We start from the raw sequence: 25224 nt of genomic DNA, 5'->3' as shown, positions 1-25224 counted from the left end.
GAGGAGCCTCCTAAGGACAGGGAAGAGGAGAGAGGTCAGACCGGTTCGGGCGCGGCCAGGCGGCGCACCGCCGACATCGGCACCGACAGCCAGTCGGGCCGGTGCCGGGCCTCGTACACCACCTCGTAGACCGCCTTGTCCGTCTCGCAGGCCCGCAGCAGCACCGGGTCGGTGCGCGGATCGACCCCGCCGGCCCGCGCGTAGCCGGTGCAGAACGCGGCGCGGCAGGCCGCGGCCCAGCCGGGCGGCGGGGCGTCGGCGGCGTGCTCGGCGTAGTCGAAGGAGCGCAGCATGCCCGCCACGTCCCGGGCGGCCGGCTGCGGCAGCCGGCGTTCGGCGAGCGGCCGCGCCGGCTCGCCCTCGAAGTCGATCAGCGACCACCGCCCGGTGGGGGAGCGCAGGCACTGGCCGAGGTGGAGGTCTCCGTGGACCCGCTGGGCCGTCCAGGTCCGCCCCTCGGCGGCCAGGGCACCCAGCGCGGTGTACGCCGAGCGCAGCCCCGGCGCGTACGGCAGCAGCGCCGGTACCGCGTGCACCGCCTGCTCCAGCCGCTCGGCCATCCCGGCGACGAGCTGCTCCAGATGACTGCGGCCCAGCGTGACGGTCGGCAGGGCGCGGGCCAGCGCGGTGTGCACCTCGGCGGTGGCCCGGCCCAGTTCCCGCGCCTCGCCGGTGAAGTCCTCGCCCTTGGCCAGTTCCCGCAGGGCCAGTTCCCAGCCGTCGGCCGCGCCCTGCACATACGGCTGGAGCACGCCGAGGACCCAGGTCTCGCCGGCCAGGTCGGCCACCATCCAGCCGGTCGGCGCCGGCACCCGGGGGCAGCCGGCGCGGGCCAGCGCCAGCGGCAGCTCCAGGTCGGGGTTGACGCCGGGGACGATCCGGCGCAGCACCTTGAGGATGAACCTATCCCCGTAGACGACCGAGGAGTTGGACTGCTCGCCGGTCATCAGGCGCGGGGCCAGGCCGGTGCGGATCTCCTGGCCCGGGTCCCGTTCGAAACGGAGCCCACCGACGCGGGCCCGGCTGCGCAGTGCCTCCAGGACCACCTCGGCGGGCCGGGTGTCGTACAGGGCGTCGTAGACGGTGCGTCCGGTCAGCGGTCCCTGCCGCACGTGCCCGATCAGCGCGGGCGCCAACCGGGGCGGCAGCGCCTCGCGCACGCCTATCAGGAGCTGGTAGCAGTCGCCCGGGAGTTCAGGGGCGCCCGGTGCGGGCACGGCCGGCTGGTGGGCGCGGACCAGGACGTGGAGCAGGCCCGGCCGGTCGGACCGGCCGTCCGGCGGTCCGGCCGCCGGCAGCAGTTCGGTGGCGGCGACGAGCGAGAAACCGGTGACCGGGCGTCCCTTGCCGGCGAACCAGCGCTGCCGTGGCAGCCACTCCCGCAGGAGCGGGTCGAGCGAGGCGAGCAGGGCGGGGGTGCTGGTGAGGGTGCGGGTCTCGGCTTCCGGCATGGCGGCGCGTCCCTTCCCCGGGGGCTCGGCGGGGGGCGATTACTGTTGCGTGCCCCGGGCGGGGCGGTGGAAACCGCCCCGCCCGGCCCTTCTGCCCGGCTACGGGCCGACGGCGGTGTCCGGGCGCAGCCGGAACCAGTAGAAGCCGTGGCCCGCGAGGGTCAGCAGATACGGCAGCTCCCCGATGGCCGGGAAGCGGACCCCGCCGAACAGCTCCACCGGGTGCCGCCCGTGGAAGGCGCTGAGGTCGAGTTCCGTGGGCTGCGCGAACCGGGAGAAGTTGTGCACGCAGAGCACCAGGTCGTCCTCGTACTCCCGCAGGAAGGCGAGCACCGCCGGGTTGGAGGAGGGCAGTTCGGTGTACGAGCCGAGTCCGAAGGCCGCGTTCTGCTTGCGGATCTCGATCATCCGGCGGGTCCAGTGCAGCAGCGACGACGGCGACGCCATCGACGCCTCGACGTTGGTGACCTGGTAGCCGTAGACCGGGTCCATGATCGTCGGGAGGAAGAGCCGGCCCGGGTCGGAGGACGAGAAACCGGCGTTGCGGTCCGGTGTCCACTGCATGGGCGTGCGCACCGCGTCGCGGTCGCCGAGCCAGATGTTGTCGCCCATGCCGATCTCGTCGCCGTAGTACAGGATCGGCGAACCCGGCAGCGACAGCAGCAGGGCCGTGAACAGCTCGATCTGGTTGCGGTCGTTGTCGAGGAGCGGGGCGAGGCGGCGGCGGATGCCGATGTTGGCGCGCATCCGGGGGTCCTTGGCGTACTCCGCCCACATGTAGTCGCGTTCCTCGTCGGTGACCATCTCCAGGGTCAGTTCGTCGTGGTTGCGCAGGAAGATGCCCCACTGGCAGCCGGACGGGATCGCCGGGGTCTTCGCGAGGATCTCGGAGACGGGGTACCGGGACTCCCTGCGCACCGCCATGAAGATGCGCGGCATGACGGGGAAGTGGAACGCCATGTGGCACTCGTCGCCGCCGCTCGGATAGTCGCCGAAGTAGTCGACGACGTCCTCGGGCCACTGGTTGGCCTCGGCCAGCAGCACGGTGTCCGGATACTGCGCGTCGATCTCCTTGCGCACCCGCTTCAGGAAGGAGTGGGTGGCCGGGAGGTTCTCGCAGTTGGTGCCCTCCTCCTGGTACAGGTACGGCACCGCGTCGAGCCGGAACCCGTCGATGCCGAGGTCCAGCCAGAACTTCAGGGCGGAGATCATCTCCTCCTGCACGGCCGGGTTCTCGTAGTTGAGGTCCGGCTGGTGGGAGAAGAACCGGTGCCAGTAGTACTGCTTGCGGACCGGGTCGTAGGTCCAGTTGGACGCCTCGGTGTCGACGAAGATGATCCGCGCGTCCTGGAACTGCTTGTCGTCGTCGGCCCAGACGTAGTAGTCCCCGTAGGGGCCGTCGGGGTCCTTGCGCGACTCCTGGAACCACGGGTGCTGGTCGCTGGTGTGGTTCATGACGAAGTCGATGATCACGCGCATGCCACGCTGGTGGGCGGCGTCCACGAACTCGACGAAGTCGGCCAGGTCACCGAACTCCGGCAGCACGGCCGTGTAGTCGGAGACGTCGTACCCGCCGTCCCGGAGCGGGGACTTGAAGAACGGGGGCAGCCAGAGGCAGTCCACGCCGAGCCACTGGAGGTAGTCGAGCTTGGCGGTCAGGCCCTTGAGGTCGCCGACGCCGTCGCCGTTGCTGTCCTGGAAGGAGCGGACGAGCACCTCGTAGAAGACGGCTCGTTTGAACCAGTCGGGGTCGCGGTCCTTGGCCGGGGTGTCCTCGAAGGTGTCCGGCACGGGCTCATTGACGATCATGGTGTGGGTGACCCTCCGATCTGCGGGGTGGACGGTCGCAGAACCGCGAAGACGTGCGCGGGCCGACGGCCCGGTTCGAGGCGCACATAGTTGGCCCTGCCCCAGTGGTAGGTCTCGCCGGTCAGCTCGTCGCGCACCGGCACCGACTCGTGCCAGTCCAGGCCGAGTTGCGGCATGTCCAACGAGACCGTCGCCTCCTGGGTGTGGTGGGGGTCGAGGTTGACGACCACCAGGACCGTGTTCGGTCCCTTCCGCTTGGAGTAGGCGATCACCGCGTCCTTGTCGGTGGAGTGGAAGTGGAGATCGCGCAGCTGGCGCAGCGCCGGATGGGCGCGCCGGATGGTGTTGAGCCGGGTGAGCAGCGGGGCGATGGTGCGGCCCTCGCGGGCGGCGGTTTCCCAGTCGCGGGGTTTGAGCTGGTACTTCTCCGAGTCGAGGTACTCCTCGCTCCCCTCGCGCAGCGGGGTGTTCTCGCACAGCTCGTAGCCGCTGTAGATCCCCCAGGCGGGGGAGAGGGTGGCGGCGAGCACGGCCCGTGCCTCGAAGGCGGGCCGGCCGCCGTGCTGGAGGTAGGCGTGCAGGATGTCGGGGGTGCTGGGGAAGAGGTTCGGCCGCATGTAGGAGGCGGCCTCGCCGGAGAGTTCGGTGAGGTACTCGGTGAGTTCCTCCTTGGTGGTGCGCCAGGTGAAGTAGGTGTACGACTGCTGGAAGCCGATCTGGGCGAGGGTGTGCATCATCGCCGGCCGGGTGAACGCCTCGGCCAGGAAGATCACGTCCGGGTCGGCGCCGTTGATCTCGCCGATGACCCGCTCCCAGAACACCACCGGCTTGGTGTGCGGGTTGTCGACGCGGAAGATCCGCACCCCGTGGTCCATCCAGTGCCGCAGCACCCGGACGGTCTCCGTGACCAGGCCGTCCATGTCGGCGTCGAAGGCGATCGGGTAGATGTCCTGGTACTTCTTCGGCGGGTTCTCGGCGTACGCGATGCTGCCGTCGATCCGGTGGTGGAACCACTCGGGGTGCTTGTCCACCCAGGGATGGTCGGGGGAGCACTGGAGCGCGAAGTCCAGGGCCACCTCCAGGCCCAGGTCACCGGCCCGGCGGACGAACGCGTCGAAGTCGTCGATCGTGCCGAGGTCCGGGTGGACCGCGTCGTGGCCGCCCTCGTGGGAGCCGATCGCCCAGGGCACCCCGGGGTCGTCCGGCCCGGCGGAGAGCGTGTTGTTGGGGCCCTTGCGGTGGGTGGTGCCGATGGGGTGGATCGGCGGGAGGTAGACCACGTCGAAGCCCATCGCGGCGATGGCCGGGAGCCGGCGGGCGGCGGTGCGGAACGTGCCGTGGGGACGCTCGGGGGTGCCCTCCGAACGGGGGAAGAACTCGTACCACGACCCGTACAGCGCCCGCTCCCGCTCCACCAGCAGCGGCAACGGCTCGCAGGAGGTGACCAGTTCGCGCAGCGGATACCGGGCGAGCACCACGTCCACCTCGGGCGTCAGCGCCGCCGCCAGCCGGGAAGCGGCCGGGCGGGTCTCGTCCCGCAGCGCCTCGGCCGCGGCCAGCACCGAGTGCCGGCCGGCGTCCTCGGGCACCTGGGCCGCGGCCCGTTCGTACAGCCGGGCGCCCTCCGCCAGGACCAGGGCGGTGTCGAGGCCGGCCGGGATCTTGACGCGCGCGTGGTGCCGCCAGGTGGTGACCGGGTCGCTCCACGCCTCGACGGCGTACGTCCACCGGCCGGGCTCCCCGGCGGTGACGTCCGCGCCCCAGCGGTCGGTGCCGGGGGCGAGTTCACGCATCGGCGTCCACGGGCCGGGGCGGCCCTCGGGGTCGCGCAGGACGACGTTGGCGGCGACCGCGTCGTGTCCCTCGCGGAACACCGTGGCCGACACCCGGAACGTTTCTCCGGTCACGGCCTTGGCGGGCCGGCGTCCCTGCTGCACCAGGGGACGGACGTCCAGTACGGGAATGCGCCCGACGGCCGGTGAGCCGCCGGAGGGGGACGGCGCGGCGCCGCGGGGTGGTGCGGTGCCGTGCGCGGTGGGGGGTGGTGACGAGTGGTGCGTGGCGGGCATGACCGCTCCTGTCCGCGTCAACGTGGGTGGGCGGATGACTGTGGGGAGGTGGGTCGCGCGGGGTCCCTGCCGGACGTGTACCGCAGGAGCCTTCCCACACTCTTCGGGTGGGCAATCCGGCCCTTTGTTAACTACTCACGCGTACCTCTCCGCACAAGTGCGCCCCGTAGCCGCCCCGTAGCCACACGGACACCGTGCCGTCGTGCTGCCGTCCGGGGGCGCGACGCCCGGGGCAGCAGCCTCTCGTACGGGACGAAGGCCCACAAGACGTCCCGCGGGGGCGGAATCGGTCACTCCGGGTCGGTGCGGTCGCCGCCCCGGCGCATCGCACCGGCGGACGAGTGCCCCCAACTCCTGCCTCGAACCGGGAGATCCGCCCTATGATCGGCACAGAGTGCGGTGACAAGTGTGGGGGAGCGGGCATGGAGTCGTACGCCGAGCGGCCGACCGACGCGGAGGCGGCCGGGGAACTGGAGTTCCTCGTGCTGGACGACGCCCCGGGCGAGACCCGGGACAAATCATTCGGCCGGCGCGGCGAGGACGACGGCGGCCGGGTGCGCCGCCGCACCTTCAAGCCCGCCGACCTCAACGCCCAGCTCGCCCGCACCCTGAACGGCCTGCGCGAAGCGCTCGACGGCCTCCAGGCGGCCGGCCCCGACGGCTGGGGCATCGACCAGGTCCAGGTCTCCTGCCAGCTCACCGCCTCCGGTCAGTTCGTCGTCCTCGGCGTCGGCGGCCAGGCCCAGCGCACGGGAGCCATCCAGCTGACCCTGACCCCGCGGCCCGCCGACGGTGCGCACTGACCCGGGCGCACCGGACGGGAGGGACCGGCGGTTCCGCGCGCTGCTGGTAGGCGTGGACGGCTACGTCGACCCCGCCTTCCGTTCGATGCCGTTCATCACCACCGAACTGCGGGTGCTCGCGGAGACTCTGGAGAACGCCGGGTACCAGGAGGCGGCCGTCCTGGAGGCCGGCGACCTGCACGGCCAGGCGATCGAGGACGAGATCGAGCGGTTCGTGCGCAAGGCCGCCCCCGGTGACCACCTGCTCCTGCTGCTCTCCGGCCACGGCTTCCACACCGACGGCTCCGACTACCTGGTGACCGGCCCGGCCCGGTACGACTCCCTGCGCTTCCGGGACCACTGCCTGCGCATCGAGTTCGGTTCCTTCCTCATGAACTCGGACGCCGCCCAGCTCGTCGTCGCCGTCGACGCCTGCCGGGACCCGTTCGAGACGTTCACCAAGTCCGTGGGCGACACGCTCTCCTACGGCAAGGGAAGCACCGGCTACGAGGACACCGACGACCCCGGCCGCCCCCGGTACGCGCACGTCTACGCCTGCGCCCGCTACGGCACCGCCGGCTACGGCCGGGAACCCGGACCGGCCGCCGGGGAGCGCACCGGCGCCGGGGACGACCCGGGCGGCTTCTCCTACTTCACCCGGGCGCTCACCGAACTGGCCGGGGACAGGACGGCACCCGGCGCGCTCGCCGCGCTCGAACCCGTCCTCGACGACCGCCTGCGCGCCATCGCCGCCGGCGACCGCGGCCACTCCGACCAGTGCGTCCAGGTCACCTACGCCACCGGCGAGGACGGCCTGCTCCTCTTCCCCTGCCACGACTCCCGCACCGGACGGCCGGTCGGCGAGCACCCCTGGCAGAAGGCGGCCCTCGACCACGAGGCCTGGCTGCGGGTGCGCGCCGGGAACCTCACCGAGGAGGAGAAGGGCCGGGCCGTCGCCCAGGTCCGGGACGGCGTGGCCCGGCTGGTCGGGCTGTGGGGGCACGAGACCGACACCTCCGACGCCTGGCTCGCCGCCCACGGGGACATCTGGCGGCCCTCGGGGTGCGAGCAGCGGATGGGCCTCTGCGTCGGGACCGTGCTGCGCGGCGCCCCCGCCCTCAGCCTCACCGAGGCCGCGCTCCTGGTCCTCGGCCCCTACCTGTACACGGCGTTCGGCACCCGCCTCGCCCACCTGGCCGGGCCGCTGCGCCCCTGGACCCTTGCCGACGGCCCGCCCGCGGAGGAGAGCTGCGGCTTCGCCACCCGCGGGGCCTTCGAGCGGTACGGCAACGGGCACCTGGCGCTCCAGGACCGGGAGCGCCGGGCCCGGGAGCGCGGCGACGAGGACGGGGCCCGCGCGGTCGCCTGGTGGCTGGCCCGGCAGTGGCTGCTGCGGCTGCCCGGCACCCGGGACGCCGTACGCCGGTCGGGACTGGCCGGGCTGGAGAACCTGCCCGGCGGGCCCGAGTTCGAGCCGGAACTCGTCCGCCAGGTGCTCAGCCCCGCCCGGCTCGGGAGACTGGCCGGGCTCATCGGCCTGGACCTGGAACGGGCGGGCACCGAGGAACCGGACACCGTCGCCGCCCAGCTCGCCGCCGAGCACACCGTGGACTGGGACCGGGTCGGCACCCTGCTCACCGTCGCCCACCACATGGCCGTCGACCCGGTGCTGCTGCCCCCGCTGGTCGCCGAGCACCTCGGCATCAGCAAACCGGTGGACGGGGCGGCCTTCCGGGAGACGCTGCGCAGACTCGCCTGGCAGCCGGACGGCGCGCGGCGGGTGCTCTCCGCCGAGTGCCCGCACCAGGCCGTCGAACTGGCCCTCCGCGAGCACACCGAGACCCTCGACCGGACGGTGCGCGCCGTGCTGGCCCGCTCGGACGACGCCCGCCCGGCGGTCCGGGGCATCCCGGCCGGCTTCGGCTCCGGCAAGGTCGTCCCCGGCCTGCGCCCCGACGGCCGCCCCCTCTACGAGGCCGCCGACGTCCGGTTCCGGCTCGACGGCGACCGGGTCCGCGACCTGCTCATGGGCGAGCAGCTCTACCGGGACCGCACCCTCGCGCTGCGCGAGCTGTACCAGAACGCCCTGGACGCCTGCCGCTACCGGCGGGCCCGCACCGAGCTGTGGAACCGCAGGAACCCCGGCGAACGCGACGACTGGAAGGGCGAGATCGTCTTCACCCAGGGACGGGAGAACGGCCGCCCCTACATCGAGTGCCACGACAACGGCATCGGCATGGGCCACCACGAACTGCGCCGTCTGTTCGCCTTCGCGGGCAGCCGCTTCGTGGAGCAGCGGGAGTTCCTCGACGAGTGGGCCCAGTGGGACGCGGAGGGCATCGCGTTCCATCCGAACAGCCGGTTCGGCGTCGGGGTGCTCAGCTACTTCATGCTCGCCGACGAGATCCGGGTCACCACCACCCGCCTCGGCCGCGACCTGCGCGCCGGTGAACGCCTCACCGTGCACATCGACGGCCCCGGCGCGCTCTTCAGCGTCCGCTCGGACCGGTCGGCCCTGCGGGCGGGCACCAGGGTCCGGCTGTACCTCCGGGACTCCGAGGACACCGTCTCCTGCGGGGAGGTGCTGCGGCGGACCCTGTGGGTGTCGGAGTTCGCGGTACGGGTGGAGGAGGAGGGGGAGGAGGGGTTGTCGTGGGCGCCGGGGGAGTTGTCGCCGTACGTCCGTTCCGGCCGGCCCTCCGAGGAGCCGCAGCGCATGCGGGGCGAACCGGTCCCGGCCCAGTACGCGGGGGACGGCGTCTGGTGGTTGTCCGGGCAGGGCGCGGTACTGGCGGACGGCCTGTGGGCCGGTGTGCCCCGGTTCGGCTGCGTGGTCGACCTGACCGGCGAGCACGCTCCTCGGCTGAGCCTGGACCGGACCACCATCCTGGACGATCACGAGGAGTACCTGACCGGCCTCCTCACGGAGAAGATCCCGGTGCTGTTCGCCGAGGGCGGGCGGGTGCTGTCGCTGGAGTGGCTGGACGCGTTGACGGTCGGTGAATGGGTCGGTCCGAACCGTGCGCTGCGCCGCACCGAACCGACCGCGGTGCGTCAGGGCCTGCTGGCCGACCGGATCGCGGACCAGGCCGTGGCCCGCGGCCACCGGTTCTCCTTCCGCACCGACGAGGGCGCCGACGTGTCCGTGGACACCGCCGCGGTGGGGTGTTGTCCGGCCGACCGGTGGCTGGTGGAGCGCTTCGGCAAGCCGGCCCGTCCCCACGTGGTCACGACCGAGTATTCCGCTTTCACCGAGTGGCGTGCCAGGGTGTGGGCCGCCGCCGACCCCGGATGCGGGGTGCTGCCGCGAAGCGATGCCTTCCGGGACGCCCGGCCCACGGACGACCAGATCCTCCAGAGCGTCGACGCCGGTGACGCGGGCGTACCGCTCGGCATGCTGCTCGGAGCGGCTCACGAGACCGGCCTGCCCCTCGCTTATGTGAGCGAGCGGCTGCGCCTCATGGGAGTCCGGACGCCCGACCGGACGATCCTCGAACGCCTGCGCGAGGCCGAGCGTCGGGACCCTGGCGTGCCGGACCTGCTGCGGAAGGTGCTCAGCCGCGACCGGGACGGTGTCGGACCGTGGCTGGGCCCGCAGGACGAAGTGTCCGTCGACCATCTGCGCCTCGGCGGCGGAGACCCCCGTGCCCTCGCGCGTCTGGTCCGTACGCTCGGGTTCCGGGTGCCGGACGACGACGAGTTCGACCGGCCGCGCCGCACGGGGGACGCCTGGCCGCCGCGTCCCGAGGACCTGCCCCGGCTGGTGCTCCGGGAAGGACTGGAGTACGACGGCGCCGATCTGGCACGGGACCGGCCCGTCCCCCTGGCCCATCTGGTCATCGCGGCAAAGGCGTTCCCCGGTCAGGCCGACCGGATCGCCGCGACCCTCGTCGCCGCGGGCCACCGGCTGCCGGAGGGTGCCGTCCCCGAGCACGCCGACGGCACCGATCTCGCGCTCCTCGCCTGGGAACACGACGGCCGGCCGCCGCGGTACCCGGTGTCCGACGCCGCCGTGCCCCTGTACCGCCTGCTCGCGGTCGCCCGGCGCCGGGAGATCGGCCCGGAAACCCTCGTGGAACGGGCGAGGATGCTCGGCCTCCGGCCGCCGGAGCTGCCGCCCCCCGCCGAGCGGGAGCTGTACACCCGGCTGGCCGAGGACCTGGCGACCCGGATCGCCGGCGGCCTGGGCCCCCTGGTGCCCGTCCACGTGCTGCTCGACATCGCGTGGGAGTACGGCATGTCGGACCACGAGACGGCCCGGCGCCTCCGCCTTCTCGGAGCCGATGTGCACCGGCTGGAGGACCACCCGGCCCGGCCCGAGAACTACAGCGACCTGATCCTCATGAGCCAGGACCTCGACGGCACCGATCCCTGGCTCGATCCGGCCCACCAGGTCCCGTGGCACCACGTCCTGCGGGCCGAGGTCGAGCGCAAGACACCGCAGACGGAGGTGATCGAGCGCCTCACCCGGCACGGCTACGACGTGGCCCCCGAACCGCCGCCGGGGGACTGGATGCGGGGCGACGACCGGGAACTGATACGCGCCGTCGGCAATCACCGGGAGCCGCACGGTGCCGGCACCGGCGTCCCCCTCACCACCGTCCTCCACACCGCGCACACCCTCCGCCGCACCCCCACCGACATCGCCCGCCGCCTCCGGCAGCTCGGCCACACCCTTCCCGGCGACCTCGAATTCACCGACCCCGCCACGCGCTGATGCGCCCCTGCCAACTCCCGGGTAACGGCTACCGTCGACTGTGACGACGAGGGCGCACAGCGTGGTGCGGCCCTCTTCCGCGCACGTGTGACGAGGTGGAATGTGAAGGCGATCCGTCGACTGACCGTCCGTCCCGTTCTTCCCGATCCCCTACGACCCCTCAGCGACCTGGCCCGCAACCTGCGCTGGTCCTGGCACGCGGAGACGCGCGACCTGTTCCGGTCCGTCGACCCGGAGTGCTGGGCGGCGTCGGGCCGCGACCCGGTGCGGCTGCTCGGCACCGTCCCGGCCGCCCGGCTGGCCGAACTCGCCGAGGACCGCCGCTTCCTGCGCCGCCTCACCGCGGCCGCCGACGACCTCGACCACTATCTGACCGGCGACCGCTGGTACCAGGCGCAGCCCGGCGGGCTGCCCGCCGCCGTCGCCTACTTCTCGCCCGAGTTCGGCATCACCGCCGCCCTGCCGCAGTACTCCGGCGGCCTCGGCATCCTGGCCGGCGACCACCTCAAGGCCGCCAGCGACCTCGGGGTGCCGCTGATCGGCGTCGGCCTGCTCTACCGGCACGGGTACTTCCGCCAGTCCCTCACCCGGGACGGCTGGCAGCAGGAGCACTATCCCGTCCTCGACCCCAACGAACTGCCGCTCGGCCTGCTGAAGGAGGCCGACGGCACCCCCGCCCAGGTCCGCCTCGCGCTGCCCGGCGGCAAGGAACTGCGCGCCCGGCTCTGGCTGGCCCGGGTCGGCCGGGTCCCGCTGCTGCTCCTCGACTCCGACGTCGAGGAGAACGACCTCGGCGAACGCGGCGTCACCGACCGGCTCTACGGCGGCGGCAGCGAGCACCGGCTCCTCCAGGAGATGCTCCTCGGCATAGGAGGGGTCAGGGCGGTACGGACGTACTGCCGGCTCACCGGACACGCCGCGCCCGAGGTCTTCCACACCAACGAGGGACACGCCGGCTTCCTCGGCCTGGAGCGCATCGCCGAGCTGTGCGCCGCGGGGTCCGAGTTCGACTCGGCCCTCGAAGCGGTCCGCGCCGGGACCGTCTTCACCACCCACACCCCCGTTCCGGCCGGCATCGACCGCTTCGACCGCGACCTGGTCGCCCGCCACCTCGGCCCCGGCGCCGAACTGCCCGGCATCGACGTCGAGCGCGTGCTGCGCCTCGGCGCGGAGACCTACCCGGGCGGCGAACCCGACCTGTTCAACATGGCCGTGATGGGCCTGCGCCTCGCCCAGCGCGCCAACGGCGTCTCCACCCTGCACGGCGGGGTCAGCCGGGAGATGTTCTCCGGCCTGTGGCCCGGCTTCGACGCCGACGAGGTGCCGATCACCTCCGTCACCAACGGGGTGCACGCGCCGACCTGGGTCGCCCCGGAGGTGTTCCGGCTCGGGGCCCGGCAGATCGGCGTGCAGCGCGCCGAGGACGCGCTGACCGTCGGCGGCTCCGACCGCTGGGACTCGGTCGCCGACATCCCCGACGCGGACATCTGGGAGCTGCGCCGCACCCTGCGCGAACAGCTTGTCACCGAGGTACGGGACCGGCTGCGGGCCTCCTGGCGGCAGCGCGGCGCCGGCACGGCCGAACTGGGCTGGGTCGACGACGTCCTCGACCCCGACGTCCTCACCATCGGATTCGCGCGGCGCGTCCCGTCGTACAAGCGGCTGACGCTGATGCTGCGCGACCGGGAGCGGCTGACGGAGCTGCTGCTGCACCCCGAGCGGCCGGTGCAGATCGTCGTCGCGGGCAAGGCGCACCCGGCCGACGACGGCGGCAAGCGGCTCATCCAGGAACTGGTCCGGTTCGCCGACGACCCGCGCGTGCGCCACCGCATCGTCTTCCTTCCCGACTATGGCATGGCGATGGCGCAGAAGCTCTACCCGGGCTGCGACATCTGGCTGAACAACCCGCTGCGGCCCCTGGAGGCGTGCGGCACCTCCGGGATGAAGGCCGCCCTCAACGGCTGCCTCAACCTCTCCGTCCTGGACGGCTGGTGGGAGGAGTGGTTCCAGCCGGACTTCGGCTGGGCCATCCCCACCGCGGACGGCGCCGGGACCGACCCGGACCGGCGCGACGACATAGAGGCCGCCGCACTCTACGACCTGCTGGAGCAGCGGATCACACCGCGTTTCTACGAACGCGGCCACAGCGGGCTGCCCGACCGCTGGATCGAGATGGTCCGCCGCACGCTGAGCCTGCTCGGCCCCAAGGTGCTGGCGGGGCGGATGGTCCGGGAGTACGTGGAGCGGCTGTACACGCCGGCCGCCGCCGCCCACCGCGCGATGGACCCGGACGCCGCGCGCGGCCTGGCCGAGTGGAAGGCGCGGGTCCGGGCCGCCTGGCACCGGGTGAGCGTCGACCACGTCGAGACCACCGCCGCCACCGCCACCGCGGAACTCGGCTCCACGCTCGGCCTGCGGGTCCGCGTCGACCTCGGCGAACTCGCCCCGGACGACGTGGAGGTGCAGGCGGTCTCCGGACGGGTCGACGCCGAGGACCGCATCACCGGCGCGACGACCGTCCCGCTGAAACCGGCGGGCGGCCCCGACCTGGAGGGCCGCTGGTCCTACGAGGGCCCGCTCGCCCTGGACCGCACCGGACCCTTCGGCTACACGGTCCGCATCCTGCCCGCGCACCCGCTGCTGGCCTCCGCCGCGGAACTCGGCCTGGTCACCGAACCGTCGGACGAACTGGTCGCGGCGGCGGGGCTGCTGCTGCGCTGACCCCGCGCGGGCCGGCGGCTCAGTCCTCGGCCGCCGGCCCGCACAGGTCGCGCAGCACCTTGCCGCACCGCCGCGCGTACGCGTGCTGCAGACCGCGGGCCGCCACACCGCCCGCCTTGGTGTACCACTTCGCCGGGCGGCTGTAGGCGGTCACCGTCAGCCAGACCGTGCCGTCCCCGGTGCGGTCCACGACGAAGGACTCCTCGCCGCACTCCGGGTGACCGGGCAGCGTCCCGTACGCCCACCCCGCGAGCCGGGGTTCCTCCACCGTCCACACCACCCGGCACGGCGCCTTGATCATCCCGGCGAGGGTGACGGTGACGTCGACCCCGGGCGCGGCGCGCTCCGCCCCGGCGTCCAGGCCGACGCCGACCGCCCGGTGCAACTCCCAGGTCAGCAGCGCCTCGGCGGCCCTGCGGAAGACCGGTTCCCCCTCTCCCAGACGGGTGCGCACATGCAGGGAGTGGAACCCCGGCGGACAGGGGCCCGGCCCGCGGGTCGCGCCGACGGCGTCGTACGTGAAGGACATGGGCACCAAGACTAGGGGCGGTACGGGCCAGGACCTACCGGGACCGGCGGACGTCAGGCGTCCCCGTGCCAGGAGTGCCACAGCGCCGCGTACGCCCCGCCGGCCGCGACCAGCTCGTCGTGCGTGCCCAGCTCGGTGAGCCGGCCGTCCTCCATCACCGCCACCCGGTCCGCGTCGTGCGCGGTGTGCAGCCGGTGCGCGATCGCGATGACCGTACGGCCGCGCAGTACGGCGGCGAGGGCGCGCTCGGTGTGCCGGGCGGTGGCCGGGTCCAGCAGGGCGGTGGCCTCGTCCAGGACCAGGGTGTGCGGGTCGGCCAGCACCACCCGGGCCAGGGCGAGCCGCTGGGCCCGCGAGCCGTCCGGGCGGTGGCCGTGCGGGCCGCCCAGCTCGGTGCCGAGGCCGTCGGGCAGCTCCCGCACCCACGCCGCGGCGCCGACCGCCGTGAGCGCGGCCCACAGCTCCTCGTCGGTGGCGCCCGGTTCGGCGATCAGGAGGTTGTCCCGGACCGTGCCGAGGAAGACGTGGTGTTCCTGGGTGACCAGGACGACCTGGCGGCGCAGCCGCTCCGGGCCGAGGCCGTGCACCGGCACCCCGCCCACCGTCACCGCGCCGGCGGACGGCGCGTCGATGCCCGCCAGCAGCCGGCTCAGCGTCGACTTGCCCGCGCCGGACGGCCCGACCACCGCCAGCCGCTCACCCGGCCGCACGGTCAGGTCCACCCCGCGCAGCACCTCCCCGCCCCGGTCGTAGGAGTAGCGCGCCCCGCGCACCTCGATCAGGTCGCCCGCCGGGTCCTGGCCGCCGTCCGGCACGGCGCGCGGCGCCCCTGCCAGGCCCTCCACCCGGGCGAAGGAGGCACCCCCGGCCTGGAGTTGCTCGACCCGTATCAGCACCTCGTCGAGCGGCCCGGCGAGCTGCTGGAGGTACACCGCGCACGCCACCACCGTGCCGGCGCTCACCGACCCGCGCGCGTGCAGCAGCCCGCCGGCCAGCAGCACGGCCGCCACCGGCAGGACGTAGGAGAACTCCACCACCGGGAAGAACACCGACCGCAGGAAGAGCGTGTGGAACCGGGTCCGCCGGGACACCTCCAGCGCCTCACGGCTCGCGGCGACCCGACGCCCGGCCAGCCCGAACGCCTCCACCGTGCGGGCACCGGACACCGTGGCCGCGAGCACCTCGGCGACGTCCGAAGTGGCCGCGCCCTCGGCGAGATAACCGGCGCGCGCCCGGCGCAGGTACCAGCGCAGCGCGGACCGGATCGGCAGCAGGGCCAGCACGCCGGCCACCCCGAGCAGCGGGTCCAGGACGAACACCGCGACGAGGAGGAACAGCGCCTGCGCCGCGTTGACCAGCAGCTGCGGTCCGGCGTCGCGCAGGGTGGTGCCGACGGTGGTCACGTCGGCCGTGCCGCGCGTCGTCAGAGTCGCTCTCCCGGCCCTGCAACCGCCCCATCAGCGGCCCCAGCAGCACGCCGAGCAGCGGCACGCCGATCAGCACCACCAGGGCGAGCCGGGCCGACACCGACAGCATCAGGGCACCGACCACCGCGTAGGCGACGACCGCGCCGATGCCCGGCCCGACCGCCGTCAGGCACTGGCTGACGGTCTGCACGTCCCCGACCCCGATGGTGACCACCTCGCCGGTCGCCACCTGCCCGCGCAGCGCGGCCCCGAGCCGGGCCGCGTGCCCCACGACGAGCTTGACGGTACGGAAGTTGGCGTCCATCCGGACCCGGGTCATCGTGCGGTGGCGCAGCGTCCCCAGGCAGGCGTTGAGCGCCCCCGCCGCGGCCAGCGCGCCCGTCCAGCCAGCCAGCGCGCCCGCGTCGCCGGGTTCGAGCCCGTGGTCGACCGCGCGGGCCATCAGGTACGGGGTGGCCGCCAGGAGCACCATCCACGCGCTGGAGAGCAGCGCCGCGACCGTGCACCGGCCCCGCTGCCGGGCCACCAGCCACAGCAGGTACCGCCAGCCGCCCCGGCGGTCGGGCGTGCCGGGGTCCTCGTACGCGTCGATCACGGACGCCTCCCGGGCGGCGCGCTCACGCCAGGCTCTCCCGCCACGCCCGGTGCAGGTCCGCGAAGCGGCCGGTGCCGGCGGTCAGGTCGGCGGGCGAGCCGTCCTCCACGATCCGGCCGCCCTCCATGACCAGGACCCGGTCGGCGATCTCCACGGTGGACAGGCGGTGGGCGATCACCACCGCCGTGCGGCCCTTCAGGACCGTGCCCATCGCCCGCTGCACCGCCCGTTCGCCGGGGATGTCCAGGGAGCTGGTCGCCTCGTCGAGGATGAGGACGGCGGGGTCGGCCAGCAGGGCGCGGGCGAAGGAGACCAGCTGGCGCTGGCCGGCGGAGATCCGGCCGCCGCGCTTGCGGACGTCGGTGTCGTAGCCGTCGGGCAGGGCGGCGACGAAGTCGTGGGCGCCGATCGCCTTCGCGGCCCGCTCGATCTCCTCCCGGGTCGCCTCGGGGCGGCCGAGGGCGATGTTGTCGGCGACCGTGCCGGAGAACAGGAACGCCTCCTGTGTCACCATCACCACCCCGCGCCGCAGCTCCGGCACGGCGAGGTCGCGCAGATCGGTCCCGTCGAGCAGGACCCGGCCCGCGGTCGGGTCGTAGAACCGGGCCAGCAGCTTGGCCAGGGTGGACTTGCCGGCGCCGGTCGAGCCGACGACCGCGACGGTCTGCCCGGCGGGGATCGTCAGGTCGAAGCGGGGCAGGACCTCGCCGCCGGTGCGGTAGCCGAAGGCGACGCCGTCGAAGACGACCTCGCGGCCGGGGAGGTCGGAGGCGAGGGGCGGGAGTTCCCTGGGGGCCGACGGCTCCGGGACGGTCGGGACCTGGGCGAGCAGGCCGGCGATCTTCTCCAGGGAGGACGCCGCCGACTGGTACGAGTTCAGGAACATGCCGAGCCGGTCGATCGGGTCGTACAGGCGTCGCAGGTACAGCACCGCCGCCGCGAGCACACCGAGGGCCAGGGTGCCGTCCGCGACCCGGTAGGCGCCCCACAGCACCAGGCCGGCGACGGCCGTGTTGGCGACCAGCCGGGAGCCGGTGACGTAGCGGGCCATCTCCAGCAGGGCGTCGCCGTTGGCGCGTTCGTGGCGGTGGTTGAGGACCGCGAAGCCGGCGTCGTTCACCGCCTCGCGGCGGAAGGCGCGGACCGGGCGGATGCCGTTCATCGTCTCCACGAACCTCACGATCACCGCCGCGATCGCCGTGGACCGCCGCCCGTACGCCTGCCCCGCCCGGCGGCGGTAGGAGCGCACCAGCAGGTACAGCGGCCCGAACGAGGCGACCGCGACGGCGCCGAGGCCCAGGTCGAGCCAGAGCAGCATCACCGAGATGCAGACGAAGGACAGCACGACCGTGACGAGTTCCTGGAGGCCCTCGCTGAGCAGTTCGCGCAGCGACTCCACGTCGGTGGTGGAGCGGGAGATCAGCCGGCCCGAGGTGTAGCGCTCGTGGAAGTCGACGCTGAGCGCCTGGGCGTGCCGGAAGATCCGGCCGCGCAGGTCGAGCAGCACGTCCTGGTTGACGCGGGCCGCCGCGCGGATGAAGGCGTACTGGAGCGCGCCCCCGGCCAGCGCGCACAGCAGGTACCCGGCGCCGACCGCGATCAGCGGCCCGTGGTCGCCGTCGCGCAGCGCGGGCACGGCGCGGTCGAGGGCGTACGCCACCAGCAGCGGGCCGGCCTGCACGGCCGCCTGCTGGAGCAGGAGCAGCAGGGAGGTGACGGCGACCCGGGCGCGCATCGGCGCCAGCAGGGAGCGCAGCAGGGCGGCCGTGGCGCCGGGCGGGGCGGGCAGGACGTCGCGGTCGAAGGAGTCGTCCGGGGCGGGCGGCCGGCCGTCGGGGCCGTCCGTGTCCGGTGCGGTGGTGGCGGGCGCCGTCATCGGTCGTCTTCCTCCCCTGCCCCTGACATCAGATGGGCGTACTCGGCGTGGGTGCGCAGCAGTTCCTGGTGGGTGCCCACGGCGGTGATCCGGCCGCCGGAGAGCAGGGCCACCCGGTCGGCGAGCAGCACGGTGGAGGGCCGGTGGGCCACGATCAGCGCGGTGGTGTCCGCCAGTACCCGGCGCAGCGCGGCCTCCACCGCCGCCTCGGTGTGCACGTCCAGCGCGGACAGCGGGTCGTCCAGGACGAGGAACCTGGGGCGGCCGACGACCGCGCGGGCCAGCGCGAGGCGCTGGCGCTGGCCGCCGGACAGGCTCAGGCCCTGCTCGCCGACCTGGGTGGCGGTGCCCTCGGGCAGGGTGTGCGCGAAGTCGGCGTGGGCGATGGACAGGGCCCGCGCCAGCTCGGCGTCACCGGCGTCGTCGCCCGCGCCCATCAGCACGTTCTCCCCGACGCTCGCGGAGAACAGCGTCGGCTCCTCGAAGGCGACTGCGACCAGCGACCGCAGCTGCTGGCGGGGCAGGGCGGTGATGTCGGTGCCGTCCAGGGTGATCCGGCCGGCGGTCACCTCGTGCAGCCGGGGGACCAGCGCGGTCAGCGTCGTCTTGCCGCTGCCGGTCGCGCCGACCAGGGCCAGGGACTCGCCGGTGCGGATGTGCAGGTCGACACCGTCCAGGACGGGCGGGGTACCGGGGGGCGCGTCGGGGTAGCGGAAGCGGACCTGGTGGAAGCGGAGGCCGTCGGCGCGACCGGTGCCGGCGGTGCGGGTGTCGGGGCGGGGGCGGGTGCCGGGACCGGCAGCGGGGGCGCCGGTGCCGGGGCGGTCGGTGCGCGGGCCCGTGGCGCGCGGTGCCGCCCCGACGGCGCGGGGATCCGCGACCGCGTCGGACTCCGGCTCCTCGTCCATCACCTCGAAGTACCGTTCCGTCGCCGTCGCCGCCTCCTGGCTCATCGCCAGCAGGAAGCCGATGGACTCGATCGGCCAGCGCAGCGCCAGCGCCGTCGACAGGAACGCCACCAGCGTCCCCGCCGACAGCTCCCCGTCCGCGACCTGCACCGACCCCACCACCAGCGCGGCGGCCACGGCCACTTCGGGCAGCGTCACGATGACCGCCCAGATGGCGGCGAGCAGCCGCGCCTTGTGCAGTTCCGTGCCGCGCAGCGTCCGCGACAGCTCGTGGAAGGCCCGCGCCTGACTGCGGTGGCGCCCGAAGCCCTTGACGATCCGGATGCCGAGGACGCTCTCCTCCACCACCGTGGTCAGGTCCCCGACCTGGTCCTGGGCGCGGCGGGCGATGGCGGAGTACTTCGTCTCGAAGACCGACAGGGTGAGGACGAGCGGCACCGCGGGACCCAGGATCACCAGCCCCAGCGTCCAGTCCTGCGCCAGCATGATGACCACGCCGACCAGGATCGTCACCCCGTTGACCAGGAGGAACGTCAGCGGGAAGGCGAGGAACATCCGCAGCAGCATCAGGTCCGTCGTCCCCCGGGACAGCAACTGCCCCGAGGGCCAGCGGTCGTGGAAGGAGACCGGCAGCCGCTGAAGCCGCCGGTACAGCGCCGCCCGCATCTCCGCCTCGACGTGCGACAGCGGCCGGGCCACCAGCCACCGCCGCAGCCCGAACAGCAGCGCCTCCGCGACACCGAGCAGCAGCAGGTACAGCGCCCCGAGCCACACCCCCGCCGGGTCCCGGTCGGTGACCGGCCCGTCCACCATCCACTTCAGCACCAGCGGGATCACCAGGGCCACGCAGGAGGCGAGGACCGCGGTGAACGCGGCGGTGAACAGCCGCGCCCGCACGGGCCGTACGAACGGCCACAGCCGCAGCAGCGTCCGCACGGCGGACCGGTCCGTGGTGTCGGTGGCGGTTACAGGTGTCGTGGTCATCAGCAGCGAGCCTACGGAACGCCACTGACACTGCCCATCGGGTTTCCGGCGCCGCGGGGGTCGTACCGGGGGCGTACCGGGGCATGCCCCCGGTACGCCCCCGGAGCACGTCAGGCCGCCGAGTACGGCAGCAGTGTGCCGTCCACCTTCTCCCAGGCCGCCTTCAGCTCCGCCAGCAGCTCCGGCCGGTCGGCGGCGCGGTCGGCCTGCTCGCGGACGTCCTCGGCGAGGTGGAACAGGTGGTCCTTGCCGTCGGCGTCCCGGAAGTACTTCCAGTCGCCGCGCCTGAGCGCCCGGTTGCCCCGCACCCGCCAGAACAGGTCCCGCTCGGGCAGCTCCTCGCCGCGCAGCAGGTACCCGGCGAGGCTGTGCCCGTCGAGCGGGTACGCCGGGTCGGGGCGGGCACCGGCCAGCTCCAGCAGGGTCGCCGTCCAGTCGGGGGAGTACACCGGCTCGTGGCTGACCTGGCGGGCGTCGACGGCGGCCGGCCAGCGCAGGATCGTCGGCACCCGGATGCCGCCCTCCAGCAGCTCGGACTTGGCGCCGCTCAGCGGCCACTGGTACGAGAACCGCTCGCCGCCGTTGTCGCTGGCGAAGACGACGAGCGTGTCGTCCTCCTGGCCGGAGCGGCGCAGCGCGGTGAGGACCTCGCCGACCGAGGCGTCCAGGCTCTCCACCATCTCCGTGTACTTCGCCACCGAGCCGCCGTCGCCGTGCAGCAGCGCGCCCACCCCGCCCCCGGCGCGGATCTCCGCGGCGATCCGGGCGCCGGTCTCCGCGTCGTCCTCGGTCAGCCACGGCCAGTGCGGGGTGGTGAAGTTGAGGTTCAGCAGCCAGGGCGCGTGGTGGTCGCGGGAGACGTATTCGACGGCCCGCTCGGTCAGCACGGTCGTGTAGTAGCGCAGGTCCTTGTACTCCGCGTCGCCCTCGTAGAGGTCGTACTCGCCGAGCTGGCCGAGCTTGGAGAAGTACTCCAGAGCGCCGCCGAAGTTGCCGAAGAACTCGTCCCAGCCGGACCGGGTGGGGCTGTAGTCCGGCAGGAATCCGCAGTGCCACTTGCCGATCAGGGCGGTGGCGTACCCGGCCTTCTTCAGCAGCGAGGCGAGGGTGGGGTGGCCGGGCTCCAGGCCCTGGGTGCGGTTGCCGATGGGCTCGGCCAGACCGCCCCTGGTCCGCCCCGGGTGACGGCCGGTGTAGAGGCTGAAGCGGGTGGGGGAGCAGGTCGCGGAGCCGGAGTAGGCGTCGGTGAACCGCACGCCCCGGGCGGCCAGCCGGTCCAGGTTCGGGGTCCTGATGTGCGGGGCGCCGTACGAGGACAGGTCCGCCCAGCCGAGGTCGTCGCCGAGGATGAACAGGATGTTCGGGCGTCTGCGGGGACGGCCGGCGCCACGGGCCCGGAACGGGCGCTCGGCGGGCACGGCGGCCCCGGCGGACGGGGCGGACGCGGCGGCGACGGCCGTCACCGCCCCGCCGCCGACCAGACCACCGAAGACACGACGCGATATTTCGGGCATGCGGGACCCCAAGGGAGTGGAAGGAACCGTGGAGGGGGGTGTGACCAGCACGTTTCCAGCCGCCGCCGAAGCCGGTCAAGGAAAGCGCCGACGCGTTCACGAGGTCGTAAGAAACCCGGCGCCGGGTACGGTCCTCAGCCGGCCACCCGCAGCAGCAGCACCGTCCGCCCCGCCACCGTGATCTCCGCGCCCGCCGGATGCGAGGTCCCCGGCGCGGCGTCCTGCTCCTCCCGCCCGGTGTCCGCCACCACCTCGTACCGCTCGGCCCAGGGCGCCGCCGGCAGCGTGAAGCCCACCGGCCGCTCCCCGGCGTGCAGGACGGCCAGGAAGCTGTCGTCGACGATCGGCGCGCCCCGCTCGTCCCGGCCCGGGATGTCCCGCCCGGACAGGTACATGCCGAGGGTGGCGGCGGGCGCGTACCAGTCCCGTTCCGTCATCTCGGTGCCCCGGGGCGTGAACCAGGCCAGGTCGCGCAGGCCGTCGGCGGTCTGCGGCCGGCCGGAGAAGAAGGCCCGGCGGCGCAGCACCGGGTGGGCGTGGCGCAGCGCGATCAGCCGGGCGGTCAGGTCGGCCAGGCCCCGCCAGCCGGGGTCGTCGAGCAGGGACCAGTCCACCCAGCCGATCTCGTTGTCCTGGCAGTAGGCGTTGTTGTTGCCGCCCTGGGTGCGGCCCATCTCGTCCCCGGCGACCAGCATCGGCACCCCCGTGGAGAGCAGCAGCGTGGTCAGCAGGTTGCGCGTCTGGCGCCGCCGCAGCGCCCGTATGCCCTCGTCGGCCGTCTCGCCCTCCGTCCCGCAGTTCCAGGCCCGGTTGTCGTCCGTGCCGTCCCGGTTGCCCTCGCCGTTGGCCTCGTTGTGCTTGCGTTCGTAACTGACCAGGTCGCGCAGGGTGAAGCCGTCGTGCGCGGTGATGAAGTTGACCGAGGCGTAGGGCCGCCGGCCGCCCCAGGCGTACAGGTCGCTCGACCCGGAGAGCCGGTAGCCCATCTCCCTCACGTCGGGCAGCGCGTGCCGCCAGAAGTCCCGCACCGCGTTCCGGTACCGGTCGTTCCACTCCGTCCACAGCGGCGGGAAGGCGCCCACCTGGTAGCCGCCCGAGCCCACGTCCCAGGGCTCGGCGATCAGCTTCACCCGGCGCAGCACCGGGTCCTGGGCGATCACCGCGAGGAACGGGGAGAGCATGTCGACGTCGTGCATCGAGCGGGCCAGCGCCGCCGCCAGGTCGAAGCGGAAGCCGTCGACGCCCATCTCCGTCACCCAGTAGCGCAGCGAGTCCGTGATCAGGCGCAGGACGTGCGGCCGGACCACGTGCAGGGTGTTGCCGCAGCCGGTGTAGTCGGCGTACCGGCGGGCGTCCGGCTGGAGGCGGTAGTAGCCGCGGTTGTCGATGCCCTTCAGGGAGAGCGTCGGGCCCAGCTCACCGGCCTCGGCGGTGTGGTTGTAGACCACGTCCAGGATCACCTCTATGCCGGCCGCGTGCAGTGCCCGCACCATCCGCTTGAACTCGCCGACCTGCTCCCCCCGGGTGCCGGAGGCGGCGTAGGCGGCGTGCGGGGCGAAATAGCCGATGGAGTTGTACCCCCAGTAGTTCGACAGGCCGCGCTCCAGCAGATGGCTCTCGTGGGCGAACTGGTGGACCGGCAGCAGCTCCACCGCCGTGACGCCGAGGCGCACCAGGTGCCCGATCGCCGCCGGGTGGGCCAGCCCGGCGTAGGTGCCGCGCAGTTCCGGCGGGATGCCGGGGTGCCGCCGGGTGAAGCCGCGTACGTGGAGTTCGTAGATGACCGAGTCCGCCCAGGGCGTCTTGGGCCGGTGGTCGTCCGCCCAGTCGTCGTCGTCGTGGACGACGACGCCCTTCGGGACGTACGGCGCCGAGTCCCGGTCGTCGCGGACGGTGTCGGCGACATGCTGCTCCGGCCAGTCCCGGACGTGCCCGTACACCTGCGGCGGCAGCCGGAAGTCGCCGTCGACCGCGCGGGCGTAGGGGTCCAGGAGCAGCTTCGCCGGGTTCCAGCGGGCGCCGGTCCACGGGTCCCAGCGGCCGTGCACCCGGTAGCCGTAGCGCTGGCCGGGGCGGACGCCGGGCACGAAACCGTGCCAGATCTCGTGCGTCAGCTCGGTCAGCCGCACCCGCCGCTCCGCCCCGCGCTCGTCGAAGAGGCACAGGTCGACCGCCTCGGCGCCGCCCGCCCACAGCGCGAAGTTGGTGCCCGTCACCCCGTCAGGGCCGGTCCGGAACCGGGCCCCGAGCGGCACCGCCGTACCCGGCCACGCGGACCCGGCGCACGGCGGCACGGCGGCCCGCCGTACGCCGTTCGCCACGGCGGCGGCCCGCCCGTCCTCGGCGGCCCGCTTCCCGGCCACCGCCTCCCGCTCGGCTGCGCTGGACACCTGGCGGCCTCCCACGGCTCGTGGGACGACGGGCGCGGACGGGAGAAGAACGGGCGTACGGCGTCCCGGCCGCACGCCCCCGTGGCGTCGTCCTCCCCTCTTCTCTTCCCATCCGGTGGCTCGCACTCACGTTTCCCCAGGGCGGACCGGTCGTTACGGGTGGATGTGAGGCACGTACACGGGCGCGCACGGCGCGCGGGGGCCCTGCTGGCCGCCGTACTGACAGGGACCGGACTGCTGGCCGCCAGCGCCGGCTGCTCCCCGGCAGGCACCGGGCTCGGCGGGATGTTCGGCAAGCCGCCCGGCCGCGAGGAGGGCATCCGCATCGCTCCCGACGACGGCGACCGGGACGTCCGCCCGGGGCGGAAGCTGTCGGTCCGGGTGGCCGAGGGGCGGCTGGAGTCGGTGCGGGTGGTCCGGTCGCAGGACGCGCGGGACACCCCCGTGCCCGGCCGGATCTCCGCCGACGGCCGGAGCTGGGAGCCGGACGAGAAACGCCTCGCGCTCGCCGCGAAGTACACCGTCGACGCCGTCGCCCTGGACGGTGACGGGCGCCGCTCGGCCCGCCACGCGACCTTCACCACCCGCGTCCCCGAGGAGCGGTTCATCGGCTACGTCGCCCCGGAGAACCGGTCCACCGTGGGCACCGGCATGATCGTCTCCCTGGAGTTCAGCCGGGAGATCACCGACCGCGCCGCCGTGGAACGCGCCGTCCGGGTCACCTCCGAGCCGGCCGTCGACATCCGCCCCCACTGGTTCGGCCGGGACCGCCTCGACTTCCGCCCCCGCCACTACTGGCGGCCCGGCACCGAGGTCACCGTCGACCTGCGGCTGCGGGACGTCGAGGGCGCGCCCGGGGTGTACGGCCTCCAGCACAAGACGGTCACCTTCACCGTCGGCCGCCGCCAGGTCTCCGAGGTAGACGCGGCCCGCAAGACCATGGAGGTGCGCCGCGACGGCGAACTGGTCGCCACCGTCCCGGTCACCGCGGGCGGCGGCAGGAACACCACGTACAACGGCAAGATGGTCGTCACCGAGATGCTCGACGTGACCCGGATGGACGGCCGCACGGTCGGCTTCGGCGGCGAGTACGACATCCCGGACGTGCCGCACGCCATGCGGCTGACCGAGTCCGGCACCTTCCTGCACGGCAACTACTGGGCGCCGAAGGACGTCTTCGGCCGGACCAACGTCAGTCACGGCTGTGTCGGCCTGCGCGACGTCAAGGGCGGTGGCGCGGACACCCCGGCCGGCTGGTTCTTCGACCGCAGCCTCGTCGGGGACGTCGTCGAGGTGGTGCACAGCGAGGACCGCACGGTCGCCCCGGACAACGGGCTCGGCGGCTGGAACATGAGCTGGAAGGCATGGCGGGCGGGCAGCGCGGTGCGGTGATCCACCCACCGGGCCCGACTCGGTACACAACAGTGACAAACGACCTCTCCAACCCCTCGC

Annotated in this window: 12 protein-coding genes and 2 pseudogenes; 4 read left to right on the top strand and 10 right to left on the bottom strand. The window is 73.8% G+C overall.

Annotated features, from left to right (window positions below):
* Positions 1–35 precede the first annotated feature (35 nt).
* The 3 genes from Sdagh_RS12900 to Sdagh_RS12890 form a co-directional block, all read right to left on the bottom strand.
* A complete protein-coding gene (locus Sdagh_RS12900; protein ID WP_190077660.1) occupies positions 36–1451 on the bottom strand; it encodes a maltokinase N-terminal cap-like domain-containing protein in 1416 nt (471 codons plus the stop codon).
* Between the two features lie 99 nt (positions 1452–1550).
* Entirely contained in the window at positions 1551–3260 is a 1710-nt protein-coding gene (gene treS, locus Sdagh_RS12895) for a maltose alpha-D-glucosyltransferase (protein ID WP_226535094.1), read from the bottom strand.
* Positions 3257–5329: an alpha-1,4-glucan--maltose-1-phosphate maltosyltransferase gene (locus Sdagh_RS12890; RefSeq protein ID WP_226535092.1), complete on the bottom strand. Its 2073-nt coding sequence runs from the start codon at positions 5327–5329 to the stop codon at positions 3257–3259. The genes treS and Sdagh_RS12890 overlap by 4 nt, the downstream gene beginning before the upstream one ends.
* Positions 5330–5709: 380 nt before the next feature.
* Here Sdagh_RS12890 and Sdagh_RS12885 point away from each other — a divergent pair, with 380 nt between their 5' ends.
* The 3 genes from Sdagh_RS12885 to Sdagh_RS12875 all read left to right on the top strand — a co-directional run bounded on the left by Sdagh_RS12885 (position 5710) and on the right by Sdagh_RS12875 (position 13549).
* The gene (locus Sdagh_RS12885) at positions 5710–6132 is read left to right on the top strand and encodes a Pepco domain-containing protein (protein ID WP_190077462.1); all 423 of its coding nucleotides are present in this window, start codon (positions 5710–5712) and stop codon (positions 6130–6132) included.
* Between the two features lie 52 nt (positions 6133–6184).
* Positions 6185–10828, top strand: coding sequence for a wHTH domain-containing protein (locus Sdagh_RS12880; RefSeq protein WP_190077461.1), 4644 nt, complete (start codon positions 6185–6187; stop codon positions 10826–10828).
* A 102-nt stretch (positions 10829–10930) separates the two neighbouring features.
* Complete coding sequence (locus Sdagh_RS12875; protein WP_189419929.1) at positions 10931–13549, top strand: glycosyltransferase family 1 protein; 2619 nt, start codon at positions 10931–10933, stop codon at positions 13547–13549.
* A gap of 19 nt (positions 13550–13568) precedes the next feature.
* Here the strand turns inward: Sdagh_RS12875 and Sdagh_RS12870 are convergent, their stop codons facing one another.
* From Sdagh_RS12870 to glgX, 7 genes and pseudogenes are all read right to left on the bottom strand, one after another.
* Complete coding sequence (locus Sdagh_RS12870) at positions 13569–14078, bottom strand: DUF1990 domain-containing protein (protein WP_189419927.1); 510 nt, start codon at positions 14076–14078, stop codon at positions 13569–13571.
* 53 nt (positions 14079–14131) lie between these two features.
* Positions 14132–15523: pseudogene (locus tag Sdagh_RS12865) on the bottom strand (ABC transporter ATP-binding protein); the annotation flags it as partial.
* Positions 15507–16100, bottom strand: a pseudogene (locus Sdagh_RS36970) (ABC transporter transmembrane domain-containing protein); the annotation flags it as partial. The pseudogenes Sdagh_RS36970 and Sdagh_RS12865, both read right to left, overlap by 17 nt.
* 22 nt (positions 16101–16122) lie before the next feature.
* Positions 16123–17976: an ABC transporter ATP-binding protein gene (locus tag Sdagh_RS12855; protein WP_190077460.1), complete on the bottom strand. Its 1854-nt coding sequence runs from the start codon at positions 17974–17976 to the stop codon at positions 16123–16125.
* Positions 17973–19868: an ABC transporter ATP-binding protein gene (locus tag Sdagh_RS12850; protein ID WP_190077459.1), complete on the bottom strand. Its 1896-nt coding sequence runs from the start codon at positions 19866–19868 to the stop codon at positions 17973–17975. The genes Sdagh_RS12855 and Sdagh_RS12850 overlap by 4 nt, the downstream gene beginning before the upstream one ends.
* A gap of 110 nt (positions 19869–19978) precedes the next feature.
* Entirely contained in the window at positions 19979–21382 is a 1404-nt protein-coding gene (locus tag Sdagh_RS12845; protein WP_189419921.1) for a sulfatase family protein, read from the bottom strand.
* A gap of 134 nt (positions 21383–21516) precedes the next feature.
* Positions 21517–23772: a glycogen debranching protein GlgX gene (glgX, locus tag Sdagh_RS12840; RefSeq protein WP_189419918.1), complete on the bottom strand. Its 2256-nt coding sequence runs from the start codon at positions 23770–23772 to the stop codon at positions 21517–21519.
* 165 nt (positions 23773–23937) lie between these two features.
* On the opposite strand from glgX, the gene Sdagh_RS12835 reads away from it, so the two are divergent.
* Entirely contained in the window at positions 23938–25164 is a 1227-nt protein-coding gene (locus Sdagh_RS12835) for a L,D-transpeptidase (protein WP_190077458.1), read from the top strand.
* Positions 25165–25224 lie beyond the last annotated feature (60 nt).

It is taken from the genome of Streptomyces daghestanicus, assembly GCF_020521275.1.
Classification (GTDB): Bacteria; Actinomycetota; Actinomycetes; order Streptomycetales; family Streptomycetaceae; genus Streptomyces; species Streptomyces griseoviridis.
The sequence above is the reverse complement of the archived record's forward strand: the minus strand, read 5'-3'. Positions and strand labels throughout refer to the sequence as shown.

What these genes read in the sequence shown, in the direction of transcription:
- Sdagh_RS12845 (WP_189419921.1), bottom strand. Translation starts at nt 21,382, where the DNA reads ATGCCCGAAATATCGCGTCGTGTCTTCGGTGGTCTGGTCGGCGGCGGG.
- Sdagh_RS12890 (WP_226535092.1), bottom strand. Translation starts at nt 5,329, where the DNA reads ATGCCCGCCACGCACCACTCGTCACCACCCCCCACCGCGCACGGCACC.
- Sdagh_RS12850 (WP_190077459.1), bottom strand. Translation starts at nt 19,868, where the DNA reads ATGACCACGACACCTGTAACCGCCACCGACACCACGGACCGGTCCGCC.
- Sdagh_RS12900 (WP_190077660.1), bottom strand. Translation starts at nt 1,451, where the DNA reads ATGCCGGAAGCCGAGACCCGCACCCTCACCAGCACCCCCGCCCTGCTC.
- Sdagh_RS12855 (WP_190077460.1), bottom strand. Translation starts at nt 17,976, where the DNA reads ATGACGGCGCCCGCCACCACCGCACCGGACACGGACGGCCCCGACGGC.
- treS (WP_226535094.1), bottom strand. Translation starts at nt 3,260, where the DNA reads ATGATCGTCAATGAGCCCGTGCCGGACACCTTCGAGGACACCCCGGCC.
- Sdagh_RS12885 (WP_190077462.1), top strand. Translation starts at nt 5,710, where the DNA reads ATGATCGGCACAGAGTGCGGTGACAAGTGTGGGGGAGCGGGCATGGAG.
- Sdagh_RS12870 (WP_189419927.1), bottom strand. Translation starts at nt 14,078, where the DNA reads ATGTCCTTCACGTACGACGCCGTCGGCGCGACCCGCGGGCCGGGCCCC.